This window comes from Streptomyces sp. SLBN-31, assembly GCF_006715395.1.
Lineage (GTDB): Bacteria > Actinomycetota > Actinomycetes > Streptomycetales > Streptomycetaceae > Streptomyces.
This window is the reverse complement of the sequence record NZ_VFNC01000002.1, coordinates 32,182-46,430: the sequence shown is the minus strand read 5'-3', so window position 1 is coordinate 46,430 and position 14,249 is coordinate 32,182. Positions and strand designations below refer to the sequence as shown.

Genomic DNA, 14,249 nt, shown 5'->3' with positions numbered 1-14,249 from the left:
AATGCATGAGGAGTTCACCTTGTGCCATTGCTTTTGGTGATGCCGGATGAGGGTGGCGATTCGCAGTCCGCCTGCCCCGCGGTGTCCGTCTGTGCTCGCTGCGTGGTCGGGAGGGCGGCTGTACGCCAGCCGTCGGCGTGTCGTGGGCGTCGACTTCGGAACCCTGTCCGGCCGTGCTGTGGTGGTACGGGTCCGCGACGGCGCGGAACTGGCCGCGGCGGAGCACGTCTACGCCCACGCCGTCCTCGACCGGAACCTGCCCGACGGCACTCGGCTGCCCCCCCCGACTGGGCCCTCCAGGTCCCTCGGACTACATCGACGTGCTCCGCAACGCCGTGCCCGAGGCTCTCGTCCGCGCCGGAGTGCGGCCGGAGCAAGTCATCGGCATCGGCACCGACTTCACCGCCTGCACGGTCCTGCCGGTCCTCGCCGACGGCACACCGCTGTGCGAACTCCCCGGCCTGGAGAACCGCCCGCACGCCTACGTCAAGCTCTGGCGCCACCACTCCGCCCAGGATCAGGCCGACAGGATCAACGTCCTGGCCGCCGAGATGAAGGAGCCGTGGCTGGAGCGGTACGGCGGGAAGATCTCCTCGGAGTGGGAGTTCGCCAAGGCGCTCCAGGTCCTGGAGGAGGACCCGGAGATCTACCGGCGCACCGAGCGGTGGCTGGAGGCGGCCGACTGGATCGTGTGGCGCCTCTGCGGCAGGTACGTCCGCAACGCCTGCACAGCCGGTTACAAGGGCCAATACCAGGACGGCACTTACCCCTCCCGGGACTATCTCGCCGCCCTGAACACGGACTTCGCCGACTTCGTGACGGACAAGCTGGACCACCGCGTCGGTCAACTCGGCGATCCGGCCGGGGTGTTGACGGCCGAGGCCGCCGCCTGGACGGGGCTGCCGGAGGGCATCAGGATGGTCGCCATCATGGGCACCTCCACCTGCCATGTGATGAGCTCCGACCAGCAGGGTGTCGTGCCCGGCATGTGCGGGGTCATGGACGGTGGCATCCTGCCCGGGCTGTGGGGTTACGAGGCCGGGCAGAGCGGTGTCGGCGACATCTTCGCGTGGTTCGGAAACCGCACGCCTGATCGCCCTGGGCGCCAAGCACGTCTCGCGGTGGCAGGAGTGCCGAGTGCTACGAGTGCCTGGCGGTCATTTGCTGTGCGTACTCCCTGTGGAGAGCGACCCCGACACGTTTCGGGCACAGGCCAACGTCTGGCCATGACGAGTACTCGAGCGGTCTCGGGCGGCCGGCCCGTTACCCCACGATGGCCGAGATCGTCGAGGGATCGCGATCAGCGGGTGGGGACGACGGGTGGCTCTCCCCAGTCGGCCGCAAGGGCCTGCTTGAGCGCCTCGACGGCCGGCCTGCCGATCCGCTCGGCGAGGCCGGACTCGATGACCGCGGTGGTGGCCTGGGCCCGCACTCGCACGGGTTGTCCCTCGTGCGAGTGCGGCACACCCCCCGCGGCCTGTTGGGGTCCACGCCGACCTGGGCGGAGTCGAGGTGGAGCAGGCCCCTCCTGACCGCGACCAAGCAGCCGGAGATCAGCGAAGCCGAGGTTCTGGCCGAGTTGCTCCGAGGCTGACGTCGAGGCACAGCGCGCCGATTGCACCGCCGGAAGCTCTGCTCCCCGGTGTCACCGGATCCGGCCTCAGGCACATGGCGGCTCACGATTCTGTCGGCGACGCTCGGCCAACTGCGCCGTCTGATCTGAAACGTCCACGGGTGTCAACTGGCCCGGTCCACCTGGCTGAGAAGGTCGGCCAGGGGCACCTTCGTGTCGGCGAGCTTCGTCGTGTCGACGGCCCGGCCAGAGGTCACCAGGGCGCGGATCGGGTCGGTGACGTCCCAGACGTTGACGTTCATCCCGGCCAGTACCCGGTCCTCGGACAGCCAGAACGCGATGAATTCGCGGGTGTCGCTACGGCCGCGGAAGACGACCTGGTCGTAGCCGCCGGGCTCGACGTAGCCGGTGTACTCCATGCCCAGGTCGTACTGGTCGGTGAAGAAGTAGGGCACGCGGTCGTAGGACACGTCCTGGCCCAGCATGGCCTTGGCGGCGGTCTGGGGCTGGTTCAGGGCGTTGGCCCAGTGCTCGACGCGGATGTGTGTTCCGAGCAGCGGGTGGGCGGCGTTGGCGACGTCGCCGGCGGCGTAGATGTCCGGGTGGGAGGAGCGCAGGTGGGCGTCGACGCGGACGCCGTTGTCGATCTGAAGACCGGCCGCTTCGGCAAGCCCGGTGTTGGGGGTGATGCCGATGCCGACGACGACCGCGTCGGCCTCGATGCGAGTCCCGTCGGTCAGCAGGACGCCGTCGGCCCGGCCACCGTCGCCGGTGATCTCGGCCACCTGGACACCGCAGCGCAGGTCGACTCCGTGATCGGTGTGCAGGTCGCCGAAGATCTGGGCGGCCTCGCGGCCCAGCACACGCAGCAGGGGCAACTCCCCCCTCTCCAGCACCGTGACGTCGACGCCGGCGGCGCGGGCGGCGGCTGCGGTCTCCAGGCCGATCCAGCCCGCTCCGATCACCGCGATCCGGGACGCGGACGCGAAGGTTTCCTTGATCCGGTCGCTGTCGTCGAGCCGGCGCAGGTAGAGCACGCCGTCGAGGTCGGCTCCGGGTACCGGCAGGCGGCGCGGTGAGGAACCGGTGGTCAGCAGCAGTTTCGCGTAGCTGAGGCGGCTGCCGTCGGCGAGGGCCACCTCGTGGGCGGCGGGGTCGATCGCCGCGACCGCAGTACCGAGGCGCAGGTCGACGTCGTGGTCGGCGTACCACTGGGGCGGGTGAACGTAGACCGTGTCCCGCTCGTCCTTGCCCAGCAGGTAGCCCTTCGAGAGCGGCGGCCGCTCGTAGGGGTGCTCGCTCTCCTCTCCGAGCAGGACGACCGGACCGCTGAAGCCCTCCTCCCGAAGGGTCTGCGCGGCTTTCGCGCCGGCCAGCCCGGCTCCGACGATCACCAATGCCGTGTGCGCGGCCATGTCCGCTCCTTTGCTCGGGTCCGCGGCGTCATCAGGCGGCGTCGCGCTTGGTGTTCAGCACGGTGTCCAGGTTCCTGAACAGGTCGGTCCCGGACGCCGTGAACTTGGCGATGCCCTCGTCCTCCAGCGCTCGCACCACGTCGTCGTAGGACACGCCGACGGCCTTGAGGTCGTCCAGTACCTGGCGGGCTGCCGGATAGGTGCCGTGGATGGTGTCGCCCTGGATACGGCCGTGGTCGGCGACCGCGCGCAGGGTCTGTTCCGGCATCGTGTTGACCACGCTGGGCGCCACCAGTTCGGTGACGTAGCGGGTGTCGGCGTAGGAGGGGTCCTTCACCCCGGTGGAGGCCCATAGCGGGCGTTGCGGGCGCATGCCGGCCGCGGCCAGCGCCTGCCACTGCTGGGAGGCAGCGGCCCGCTCAAAGTGCTGGTAGGCCAGGCGTGCGTTGGCGATCGCGGCCTGTCCGCGCAGGGCTCGGGCCTCGCGCGTGCCGATCTTGTCCAGTCGGCTGTCGACCTCGGTGTCCACCCGGCTGACGAAGAACGAGGCGACCGACGCGATGGATGCCAGATCACGTCCGGCTGCGTGCGCCTGGGCCATGCCGTCCAGGAAGGCCCGGAGCACCTGGTCGTAGCGGTCCAGGGAGAAGATCAGTGTCACGTTGATGCTGATGCCCTCCGCGAGCGCCGTGCTGATCGCCTGCAGGCTCTTCTGGGTGGCGGGGATCTTCACGAAGAGGTTCGGCCGGTCCACCAGCCACCACAGGGCGCGCGCCTCGGCAATCGTCGCCGCGGTGTCGTGGGCGACGCGCGGATCCACTTCAATGGACACCCTTCCGTCCATCCCGTCACTGGCCTCATACACCGGGCGTAGCACGTCGCAGGCCCAGCGCACGTCGAATGCGGTCAGCAACCGCACGGCCTCCTCCACCCGCACCCAGCGCCGGGTCAGATCACCGATCTGCTCGTCGTAGCGGTCACCGGAACGGATCGCCTTGGCGAAGATCGTCGGGTTGCTGGTGATGCCGACCACCCGGTGCTCGCGCACCAGGTCGGCGAGTCCCCCGCCGGCAAGCCGTTCCCGGCTCAGATCATCGAGCCAGATCGCCACGCCCTGGGCGGTCAGCCGGTCCAGGTTCTCATTCATGATCTTCTCCTTGCGTCGCCTCACGCGATTGCGTTCAGGGCGCGCTGTCCGGATCCTGCGGTGCCATGGCGCCGGGCTCGTTTCCTCCGGCGCCGATGGTGGGGCTCGGCGTGCCGCGGGCGCCTGATGCGGCACGCGGCTGGACGCAGCATCGTCCCGGGTGCGGTGCGAGGACGGCGTCGATCCCGGCCGCCTGCACTCCGGTGAGGAATCCGCCGAGGAAGGCGTGGTGATCGCGCACACCAGCTCGGGCGAGCGGGCGGCGAGGGGATGGAAGGGGCAGTTGAGCAGCCGCAGTTCGGTCGAGGCCTGGCGGTCGGGTTCGAAGCCGTGCTGTTCCAGCACGGTCTCAGCGAGGGTGACGGAACGCTCTGGTCCCAGGCGGCCGGGACGGCTGCGGGCGCGCGTCGCGGCGCCGAGGTCCTCGCCGCGGCGGCGGGCCGAGCGCAGTGCGGCCAACTGTGCGTCCTGATCCGGCTGCTGGTCGGGGACCGCGTCGAGGAGGATCTCCGCGAGCACGTCGGGGCGGCGCTCCGGGATGCTGATGCGGATGTCGGTGTCAGCCGGTTCGTAGACCGTGGGCTTGCGGCCGATCCGGCGGATGCCGTCCGGGCTGTCGTAGCGGGAGCGCAGCAGGCCGGCGGCGACGAGCTTGTCCATGATCAGTGCTGCCGCTTGCCGTGGTAGCGCTCGGCGAGGCGTGCGAGTGCGACAGCGGCGAGGAGGAGGCCGAAGTCGCGCAGTGCGATGTCGTAGTAGTCGGGGATGGTCAGGAGGTTGACGATGATGCCAGCCAGCCAGCCAGCCGGCCACCAGCCAGGCTCCGAAGCGGGGAGCGAGGGCCACGGCGATGCCTGCCACGATCTCGATCGCGCCCACGGCGTACATGGTCGCCTGGGCACTGCCGGGAACAAGGCCGTTGATCCACGGCGCGAGGTAGGCGGGCCAGTCCACGAGCAGGTTGGCGAACTTGTCCAGCCCGAACACGATCGGCGCCACCGTGAAGGCGGTACGCAGGATGACGAACGCCTGGTAGCCGGGATCAGTGAAAAGCGCACGCTGCGGGGCGGCAGCGGATGTGGGGCTTGTGGTTGCGGAGGACATCGCGACCTCTCTTTCTATCGACGAACTTCATTACTTATAGAATCTCCGATCCCTTCTTTAGTCAATGGCTGTCGGTTTTACACTGGTGTTCGTGGACGACTCAAACGAAGTACGCGACGCCGATGTCTCCGCCATCGCCGCTCTGGATGAGCCGACGCGCAGGAGGCTGTACGACCATGTGGTGCGCCAGCCGGACCCGGTCGGCCGGGACGAGGCAGCCGCCGCGCTCGGTTTGGCGCGGCAGACCGCGGCGTTCCATCTCGACCGCCTGGCCGATGAGTCCCTGCTCGACGTGGTCTATGAGCGGCGTAGCGGGCGGGCGGGTCCGGGGGCGGGGCGGCCCGCCAAGCTGTACCGGCGTTCGGCGAAACAGATCGCGGTCAGCCTGCCGGACCGGCGTTACGAGCTCGCCGGGCGGCTCCTGGCACAGTCGGTGGAGGAATCCGGCTCAACCGGTGCGCCGGTGCAGGAGGTGCTGCACCGCAGGGCCGAAGAGCTCGGCAGGGTGTTGGGCGAGCCGGGCAGGGCAAGTCTTTTCGATCTGCTGGAGCGCTACGGGTTCGAGCCGCGGCACGGAGAAGGCGCCATCGTGCTCGGCAACTGTCCCTTCCACTCCCTGGCCCGTGAGTACACGCAGACGGTCTGCGGCATGAACCTGCATCTGCTGCGCGGTGTCCTTCACGGACTGGGCGAGTGCGGGTACGCAGCCTGTCTGTCGCCCAGCCCCGGCCGGTGCTGTGTCCGGTTGGAGCCGGTCGCCTGATCGAACACGCGACAGAATCGACGGCGTCTTCCTGGCCGCGCTGCTGACCGTCAACGACTCCGTCGTCGTCTTCGACCGGATCCGGGAACTCGGCCGCCGCGTCCGCAAGATGTCTGCTTGGACACCTCCGCCCCGTACACCTCGGCCAGATGAGCCGATATCTCCCCGTGCGTGAGGCCCTTCGCGGACAGGGAAAGCACCATCTCGTCCACACCGGTCAGACGGCGCTGCCGCTTGCGGACAATCGGCGGCTCGAAGGTGCCCGCGGTGTCGCGGGGCACCTTCACCTCGACCGGCCCGACGTCGGTCAGCACAGTCTTGGCCTGGCTGCCGTTACGGCTGCTGCCGCTGTTCCTGCCGGCCACGTCGTGCTTGTCATAGCCGACGTGATCGGTGATCTCGTCCTCCATGGCGGACTCCAGCACCCGCTTCGGCAGCTGCTGTAGCAGCCCACCCTGCCCGGTCAACTGCAGCCTCCGACCGGACACGCTCCACGAGCATCGCGACGAGCTGCTCGTCGGACACGGGCTGCCCCAACTGGCACTCTCAGAGGGCGTTGAGTCCGATCTTCCTCGGTTCGTGATCGCTCGTTCGTGGTACTGATCGCCGTACAGGCCGGCCGTTCGCCATGATCATGCTGGGATGCGGGCATGGAGCGAAGACCGTATCCGAGCGACTTGTCGGACGAGCGATGGCCATTGATCGAGCCGATGATCACGGCCTGGAAGTAGGACCGGGTGGGCCGTTCGGCGACGGGAGACCCTGGTACCTGTGATCTGCGGGACGTCGTGAACGCGATCTTCTACCAGAACCGGACGGGCTGTCAGTGGCGCTACCTGCCGCACGATCTGCCCGCCTGGGCGGCGGTGTTCTACTACTTCACGCTGTGGCGCCAGGACGGGCTCGACCAGCGGATCCAGGAGCTCCTGCGCTGCCAGGTGCGGGAGAAGGCTCGCCGATTAGAGGACCCGTCCCTCGTGATCATCGACACCCAGTCCGTGCGCGCGGCCGCGGGGGTTCCGAAGACCACGACGGGGCTGGACGCGAACAAGAGGACCCCTGGGCGCAAGCGGGGACTGGTCGTCGATGTGCTGGGCCTGATCATCGGCGTCGTCGTCCTGGCCGCCTCCGCCCATGACAACGCCGCCGGCACCGCCCTGCTCGACCAGGCGGCCGAACGGTGCGGGATGCGTCTGGAGAAGGCCCTGGTGGACCAGGGCTTCAAGGACGAAGCATCATCCACGGCGCTTTGTTGGACATCACCGTCGAGGTCGTCCGCCGCAACCCGGCCGATCAGGGCAAGGGCTTCGTCCCGCAGCCGAAGCGGTGGGTGGTCGAGCAGGTCAACGGCACGCTGATGCTGGACCGGCGTCTGGCGCGCGAGTACGACCACCGGCCCGACACCTCCGCCTCCCGCGTCTACTGGGCCTCCACCGCGAACATGACCCGCCGCCTCACCACACCCGCTCCCACCTGGCGCGACACCCTCCGGGCGACCGCGTGAACATCACCGAGTTCCTGACCGATCTCCAGGCCCGCCACGACAAAGCCACGGCCCGGGCCGGTGAACTTCGCAGCCAGATCGAGGACTTGACCGCCGTGCTCGCCGAGACCGAGGCCCGCCTCGCGGATCGTGGCCACCACCCGAAAGGTCATCGCCGAACTCGCGCCGACCGGAGGCGGAGACGAGGCCGATCCGCTCGAGTCGACCACTGCCTACCAGGCCATCGTGAACGCCTTCAACCAGCACCCCGACCAGACATTCAGGGTCCGTGAGATGCACGAACTCCTCGGCATGCCCAGCGGGACGGCCCCGAGCCGGTCGGCGCCGAAACAGCCGCTGGCCAGGCCCCGAACACGTAGCTCTGAGTTCAGCCGCTACTGGTGGCCACCCCGGCCCAGGGTGTCGATCGCTCGTACACCACACGCTTCAGCATCGCCGCTGGAACTACAGTCACCGGGGCGTCTCCTGACGGATGGATATGGAGGAAGGATCCGTCAAAGGCGACCTTGGCCCCGGTGACTTCGTTGACGAGGTCCGTAGGTCGAGCCTCGACAGTCATAGAGATCAGGTCTCCACTCAGGCGCACTGACCGGGCGTCCTGCCACTTGAGATCGCTCATGCAATCAGCATTGCCCCAACCAACTCATGCCGCACGGTCTGCGCCGGACAGATCACGCTCACCGCCGCGCAGCACGCCATCGTCACCGACTGGACGACCGCACTGACCGCCCTACAGCTCGACTCATGATCTTTTGACCGCTCTGCCCTGGTGCCTTCGCGCCTCGCATGGCGATCTCATCAGTACCGGCCGTCTGGCTCTGGATGCCGCCAGGGAGTGGCACGGGCGTCGTTGCGAGGGACTCGCCTGCAGTGCAGGCGAGGACCGCCGGGTTCGCGGGAGTCTCGACGGCCGGGCGCTCCAGGCGGTCCATCGTTACCTGGGCCGGCGGGTGTCTCTTCGCAGATGACCGCCCTTGCCCGACCGGCTTGGCCGCGCTTCCCCCGGCGTGGCCAAGCCGGCCAGTGGCCTCCTCGGCCAAGACGGTCGTGAGCGCTCGGCCAGAGCAGGCGGCGCCTTCGAGTTCCGCAGCATCAGAAACAAGGAGCCATCCACCCCTGGCTGCAAGGGTGACAGTCCAGCATGGGCGCCGCTTTTCCTTGCTGGCGCGGCATGTCGGTGGCGTCAGTCGGCTGGTGGTGTGCCCTCACCCAGGAACGGCACCAGCATGCGCTCGTGGGCGTCCGTGCGGGGCATCCCGGCCGGATACACGGTGCGCTCCTGGCCGCCGGGCAGGCGCAGCCGGGCGTTCTCGCCCTGGCACATGGCGGCGGCGAGCCACCTGGGCACGTCGCGCAGAAGGCCGCCCCATTCCGGGCCATCGGGTGCAAGTTCTCTGAGCTCGACTTCGACCGCGACCTGTACTTCTCCTACCGTCAGTACGGCGGACCGGTCAAAAGATGACATAACGTCAGTCCGCAGTGAGGTTGGTTGCTTCGCGATCAGCCGCCCGAGTGACTCCTGAGCGGCAAGCGGCTGCCAGGGGACGTCGAGGACCTCCCGGTCCTTGGAGCGGATCTACGGGTCACCCGCCATGACGGGGCGGCCGGCCTCAGCTGCTTCGGTCTCGTGCCTTCTCTGATCAACACGTGCGTGGGCCCCGTCGTCTGCTCTTCGGAGCGGGCGGCTGGGGCCGTTGCTCGTGTCTGCCCCGTGGCGCGGCGGGCGCTTGTGCGGGTCAGCCGGCCTTCCGTTCGCGCAGCTCGTGCACGGTGGCGGTCAGCGTGCCGTCCTGCTGCTCGTAGTGGGACAGGGCGACGCCGAGGCCGAAGAACGTGGGTGCCCATTCGCCGACGAAGATGCCCCAGCGGTCGGCGCGGGCGAGGTCGGCGTGGCTGCCGGGTTCGCCTTTGAGGCTGGTTGCCCAGGTGAGGACGGACAGGCCGATAGAGACCATGGCTGCGGTGTAAGCGTGTTCGCTGCGGATGCCCAGGTCGTGCATCTTCTTGATGATCATTGGCTGCTCCGTTCGGGGGGTGGCATTCCCTGGACGGTGTGCCCCTGAAAGAAACTCCTATTCAGAGCCTTTGTCGTATATGTTCCTTTCTGGGCGGACTCGCAGGCTGGGCCTTCTCGGGGCTCACACGCTGTCTGCCGTGCCCCGAACGATCTGGTCTCAGAGCGACGGCGACCGCCCAGGTCGGCCAGGTCTACCTGGCTATGAGACGGCCGCGACAGTATCGGCGCCGGCGTGCCGCCCGTGACGTCCACACACGTGCGGGGTGGAGGGGGCGCTCGTAGGCTGGACCTGCTCGGGGCTTGTCGCGGAGGTGAGGTATGCCCCGAACGATCTGGTCAGGTGCGATCAGCTTCGGTCTCGTGACCGTGCCCATCCACGTCACGTCCGCGACCGAGCATCATGCGATCCAGTTCCACCAGTACCACCTGGAGGACATGGGGCGGGTGCGGGTGCGGAAGTTCTGTGAGCTGGAGGACCGTGAGGTCTCGAGCGCGGAGATCGGCAAGGGTTACGAGTTCGCGAAGGACCAGGTCGTCCCGATCAGTGACCGGGAGCTGAGCAACCTGCCGCTGCCCACGGCGAAGGCGATCGAGATCGCCGCGTTCGTGCCGCTGGAGTCGATCGACCCGATCCAGATCGGCGAGGGCTACTACCTGGCACCGGATGGCACGGTGGCGGGCAAGCCCTACAAGCTGCTGGTGCAGGCACTGGGCCGGTCCAGCAAGGTGGCGGTCGCCAAGTACGCATGGTCCGGGCGGGAGCGTCTGGGGCTGCTGCGGGTGCGTGAGGACGCGCTGGTGCTGCACGCGATGCGGTGGCCGGACGAGATCCGTGATCCTGCCGAGATCGTCCCGCCGCCGGTGGAGGTGGACGAAGACGAGATCAAGGGTGCGCTGGCGCTGGTGGACACGATGACGCGCGAGGACCTGGACGATGAGGAGTTCCACGACACCTACACGGAGGCGCTGGCGAAGGTGATCGAGGCGAAGCGGGGAGACCAGCCGCTGCCCGAAGCCCCGGAGACGGAAGAGCAGCCGGGGAAGGTGCTGGACCTGATGGCCGCCTTGCAGGAGTCGGTGCAAAAGGCGCGCACCTCCCGTGGCGAGACGGGCGACGCCGACGTCCACGACCTGTCGACGGCGAAGAAGAGCCCGGCCAAGAAGACCGCGAAGAAGACGCCCGCCAAGAAGACGGCGACGAAGACCGCCTCGAAGTCGACCACCGCCAAGAAGGCGGCGAAGAAAACGGCCGCTCGTAAGCCGCGCAGCGCGTGACTCGACGCGCCTTCTGGTCGGGAATGGCTGGTGAGGAAAGGCCGTCATCAAGGGCGTGGTGGTGAAGGGACGTTGTCCCTGGGCGGTAGGTGAGGTCGGGTGCGGCCCAGTCGTTGGCGGAGAAGCCGGGGAGGCCGTCCTGGTTGAGCTGCGTCATGTTGGCGGAGGTCCGCCACAGGTACACCGAGGCCGCGGACAGCACGGCGACCGCGGCGATGTCGGGCCATGCGGAGCGGGGGAGCCGCCAGACCGCCACGGCCAGCGCGACGAACTCATCGCTGGGCGACCAGCCGGAAGATCGCCAGGTTCTTGTACTCGGTCAGTGTGTCCATTCGCGATAGTTGGCGAGGGCGCCGCAACCACGTGCTGCGTCTTCGCTGCTGAAGTGCTTGGTTAGAGCCCCGGAGCCGCCAACTACCGTGCACAGGTCCCGACAACTGCGGTGAACAGAAACGCCGCGACCTGCAGAGACTCTCCAAGCGATCCGCCAACTATCGCCAACAGTCAGCCGGGTTCGGTCCGCACGGCGTCGCGACACCCTGCCCCGGCTCCAGCAAGGCGAGCCCTGGTACGAGATCGGCGTCGACGACCCGTACCGGCGCCGCGAGCGCTACCCCGAACCCGCTGGCCGCTGACGGCGCGCGCGACGCCGGGCACGTCTCGCCCCAAGGGGGCTGCCCGACGTCCGGCCCGGTAGGCGGAACGCGGCTACGCCATGGCGGCGGCCACGGTCTCAAGGACGGCGCGCTGCTGCGGGTCGACCGGGACGTCCATCTGGTGCAGCGAGCGAAGCTGGTGCCTTCGGCGCACAGCCTGCACAGCCCGATCACTGGCATCGGACCGGCCCCGATCAGGGTGTGCGAGGAAGAGCTTTCGTAGACGGGCCGGTAGCAGCCGGGGCACAGTCGGCAGCCCTCGAGGTCGTCCGCCGGCGGCGCGTCCGGACCGAGCAGCGGCACGATCCGCAGGAGTTCCTCCCCGGCTTCGGTCCACAGCCCCATTGGTCGTTCCGCGCTCCGCTCGAAGACGACGTCGCCGTCCGGGCCGTCGCTCGTGCGGATCCGGGCCAGCGTGCCGACGCCGTCCGCGGGGTGGTTGGGCCTGGCAGCACGATGAGCACGAGCACGACCTAGCGACAGCGATGCGCGCGACCGGCGACCAGCTCCAGATCGTGGGCACCGGATCGCAGGGCGACACCGTGACCAGCCCGCCCGGCCGTCGGTTCCTCTCATAAGGCGCCGTGTTGCGCTGGGCGTTGCGGTAGAGGTTGCGCTGAGTGTTGCGGTAGGTGTTGCGCCGGCCTCCACAGCGGCCCCGAAGTCCGCCCAGGTCACCACGGGCGTACGGCGTGGTCGGGCCGCTGACATCCCCGTTGCGACCCCCTTCGTCCATGCCTGGCTGGAGTTGAGGATGAGGGAGGGCGGGATGGGCGGCCGGACACAGCCGGGGATCGAGGCGCGCTCACTGGTTGCGCGTCGGCGGGGCCGCCGCCCCCGTGCCGCATCAGCGCGTCAGCAGGGGGACATCGGCGGGGGAGAGGTCAGGGCGGGCTGCTGGTACCCGTCACGTATTCCAGCCACGAGCCATTCCCCGCGGGCGGATTCCGGCCTCGGGAACAGTCCGGTCGGGAGCGGTCAGGAGGGCTGCCGGTCCACATCGACCATGTCAGATCAAACACTGACAAAATTGACATCGTGGAGGTGATGGCGGGAGGCAGGAGTGGATCCGGACGCGGTCGCCGATGAGTTGTACGGCTTGGCCCCGGGTGACTTCACAGCCGTCCGGGACGAGCGGGCCAAGGCTGCCCGGGCTGCCGGCGACCGGGAGCTGGCCGAGCGGATCCGTCGGCTGCGCCGACCGACTCTGGCGGCGTGGGCCAGCAATCTGCTGGTGCGTGAACAGCCGGACGAGACCGAGCGGCTGCTGCAACTCGGTGAGGTGCTGCGGCAGGCCCACCAGAACCTGGACGGCGAGCAGCTGCGGGAGCTGTCGGCGCAGCAGCACCAGCTGACCTTCACTCTGTCCCGGCAGGCCGGCCAGCTCACGGCGCAGGCCGGGCAGCGCATCAGCGACGATGTGCGCCAGGAGGTCCAGGACACCCTGCACGCGGCGCTAGCCGACCCAGAGCCGCCGAGCAGTTTGCCAAGGGCCGACTGACGAAACCGCTGAGCGTTCCGGCCGGCTTCCCCACCCCTGTCCCGCAGCCTGCACGGGCACCAGCTCCCCGCCGCGCCCCCGGCCCGCGGGCGAGGTAGCCGATCTGGATGCTGCGCGCGTGCGACGCCGGGAGCAGCAGGAGCGCCTTGAGCGGGCCCGGCAGCAGGCCGCGGACGCCGAGCGGGAGCTCCACGACCGGGAAGGCGCGCTGGCCGCAGCCGAGACGGAGCAGCGCCGGGCGGAGGACGAGCAGCAGCAGGCCGAGCAGCGCGTCACCGAGTTCTCCCGGCAGCTTCAGGACGCCGAACGTGATCAGCAGCGGGCCCGGGACGCCGCCCGGAAGGCCCGCGACCGCCGACGGGATGCGGACCGGGCCGTGCGCGATAGCCGGCGCCGGGCCAAGGACGCCGCCGCACACGTCCACAAGCTCGCCGAACAGACACCACACCGGACATGAAGCAGAAAGGGCAGGGACATGGCGCGAGCGATATGGAGCGGGGTGCTGACGTTCGGGCTGGTCACGGTGCCGGTCCAGCTGTTCACCGCGACCGAGGACCACACCGTCCACTTCCACCAGCTGCAGCGCGGCACCTCCGACCGCGTGCGCTACCGGCGGGTGAACGAGAGAACCGGCAAGGAGGTGGACTACCAGAACATCGTCAAAGGCTACGACCTGGGCGGCGGCGACTACGTGATCGTCGAGCCGGACGAGCTGGACGAGATCGCGCCGGGCAAGTCCCAGGTCATCGACATCAGCGGCTTCGTCGACCTCGATGAGGTCGAGCCGGTGTACTTCGACAAGACCTACTACCTCGCGCCGAAGGGCGAGGAGTACACGAAGGTCTACGAGCTGCTGCGGGCCGCGCTGGAGAAGGAGAACAAGACCGGCATCGCCACGTTCGTGATGCGCGGCAAGCAGTACCTGGTCGCATTGCGGGCGCAGGAACCGGTGCTGGTGCTGCACACACTGCACTGGGCGGATGAGGTCCGCGACCCGCACCAGGAGCTGCCGGTGCTGCCCGGCCGTGAAGGCGCCAAGGGCAAGGAGATGGACACCGCCCGGCAGCTGATCGTCCGCCCGAGGCGGGCAGCACAAAGGCAAGTGGGTCGTCCGCTCTGACCGCCGTGACCGCCGCACCGTGTTCCTCCAGAACCCGGCCGACCACGACCACTGGCACGTCCTGCCCTGGAGGGGCCTGCCGCCCAGGGGCGAGGTTCCGGCGTTCTCCGACCGGACCGCGGAGGAACTGCTCGCCGAGGTGAGGAGACGTCGTCTCTCCCCGAAGTCGGACGC

Annotated in this window: 9 protein-coding genes and 5 pseudogenes; 7 read left to right on the top strand and 7 right to left on the bottom strand. The window is 68.9% G+C overall.

The features are described from left to right. Positions 1–46 precede the first annotated feature (46 nt). Positions 47–1,076, top strand: a pseudogene (locus FBY22_RS20005) (FGGY-family carbohydrate kinase); the annotation flags it as partial. A 661-nt stretch (positions 1,077–1,737) separates the two neighbouring features. Here the strand turns inward: FBY22_RS20005 and FBY22_RS19995 are convergent. From FBY22_RS19995 to FBY22_RS19980, 3 genes and pseudogenes are all read right to left on the bottom strand, one after another. Continuing rightward, positions 1,738–2,988, bottom strand: coding sequence for an NAD(P)/FAD-dependent oxidoreductase (locus tag FBY22_RS19995; RefSeq protein ID WP_142147889.1), 1,251 nt, complete (start codon positions 2,986–2,988; stop codon positions 1,738–1,740). 31 nt (positions 2,989–3,019) lie between these two features. After that, positions 3,020–4,135 carry a transaldolase gene (gene tal / locus FBY22_RS19990; RefSeq protein WP_142147887.1) on the bottom strand — a complete coding sequence of 372 codons (1,116 nt, stop codon included), beginning with the start codon at positions 4,133–4,135 and terminating at the stop codon, positions 3,020–3,022. Positions 4,136–4,797: 662 nt separating this feature from the next. Continuing rightward, positions 4,798–5,239 (bottom strand): annotated as a pseudogene (locus tag FBY22_RS19980) (hypothetical protein). A gap of 85 nt (positions 5,240–5,324) precedes the next feature. Between FBY22_RS19980 and FBY22_RS19975 the strand changes: the two are divergent. Continuing rightward, positions 5,325–6,002, top strand: a complete 678-nt coding sequence (locus tag FBY22_RS19975) for a metalloregulator ArsR/SmtB family transcription factor (RefSeq protein WP_142147885.1) — start codon at positions 5,325–5,327, stop codon at positions 6,000–6,002. 110 nt (positions 6,003–6,112) lie between these two features. Here the strand turns inward: FBY22_RS19975 and FBY22_RS19965 are convergent. Next, a pseudogene (locus FBY22_RS19965) lies at positions 6,113–6,503 on the bottom strand (transposase); the annotation flags it as partial. Positions 6,504–6,652: 149 nt separating this feature from the next. Here FBY22_RS19965 and FBY22_RS19960 point away from each other — a divergent pair. After that, a pseudogene (locus tag FBY22_RS19960) lies at positions 6,653–7,506 on the top strand (IS5 family transposase). Between the two features lie 367 nt (positions 7,507–7,873). On the opposite strand, the gene FBY22_RS19955 reads toward FBY22_RS19960, so the two are convergent. From FBY22_RS19955 to FBY22_RS19950, 3 genes are all read right to left on the bottom strand, one after another. Then, positions 7,874–8,125 carry a hypothetical protein gene (locus tag FBY22_RS19955; protein WP_142147222.1) on the bottom strand — a complete coding sequence of 84 codons (252 nt, stop codon included), beginning with the start codon at positions 8,123–8,125 and terminating at the stop codon, positions 7,874–7,876. 564 nt (positions 8,126–8,689) lie between these two features. Further along, a complete protein-coding gene (locus FBY22_RS43960; protein ID WP_160159918.1) occupies positions 8,690–8,854 on the bottom strand; it encodes a hypothetical protein in 165 nt (54 codons plus the stop codon). Between the two features lie 388 nt (positions 8,855–9,242). Beyond that, the gene (locus FBY22_RS19950; protein ID WP_142147881.1) at positions 9,243–9,521 is read right to left on the bottom strand and encodes a hypothetical protein; all 279 of its coding nucleotides are present in this window, start codon (positions 9,519–9,521) and stop codon (positions 9,243–9,245) included. Between the two features lie 320 nt (positions 9,522–9,841). On the opposite strand from FBY22_RS19950, the gene FBY22_RS19945 reads away from it, so the two are divergent. The 4 genes and pseudogenes from FBY22_RS19945 to FBY22_RS19930 all read left to right on the top strand — a co-directional run. Beyond that, positions 9,842–10,798: a Ku protein gene (locus tag FBY22_RS19945; RefSeq protein WP_142147879.1), complete on the top strand. Its 957-nt coding sequence runs from the start codon at positions 9,842–9,844 to the stop codon at positions 10,796–10,798. A gap of 1,719 nt (positions 10,799–12,517) precedes the next feature. Next, the gene (locus FBY22_RS44445; RefSeq protein ID WP_186363023.1) at positions 12,518–12,955 is read left to right on the top strand and encodes a hypothetical protein; all 438 of its coding nucleotides are present in this window, start codon (positions 12,518–12,520) and stop codon (positions 12,953–12,955) included. A 118-nt stretch (positions 12,956–13,073) separates the two neighbouring features. Beyond that, a complete protein-coding gene (locus FBY22_RS44440; RefSeq protein WP_186363022.1) occupies positions 13,074–13,412 on the top strand; it encodes a hypothetical protein in 339 nt (112 codons plus the stop codon). Between the two features lie 18 nt (positions 13,413–13,430). After that, positions 13,431–14,027, top strand: a pseudogene (locus FBY22_RS19930) (Ku protein); the annotation flags it as partial. Positions 14,028–14,249 lie beyond the last annotated feature (222 nt).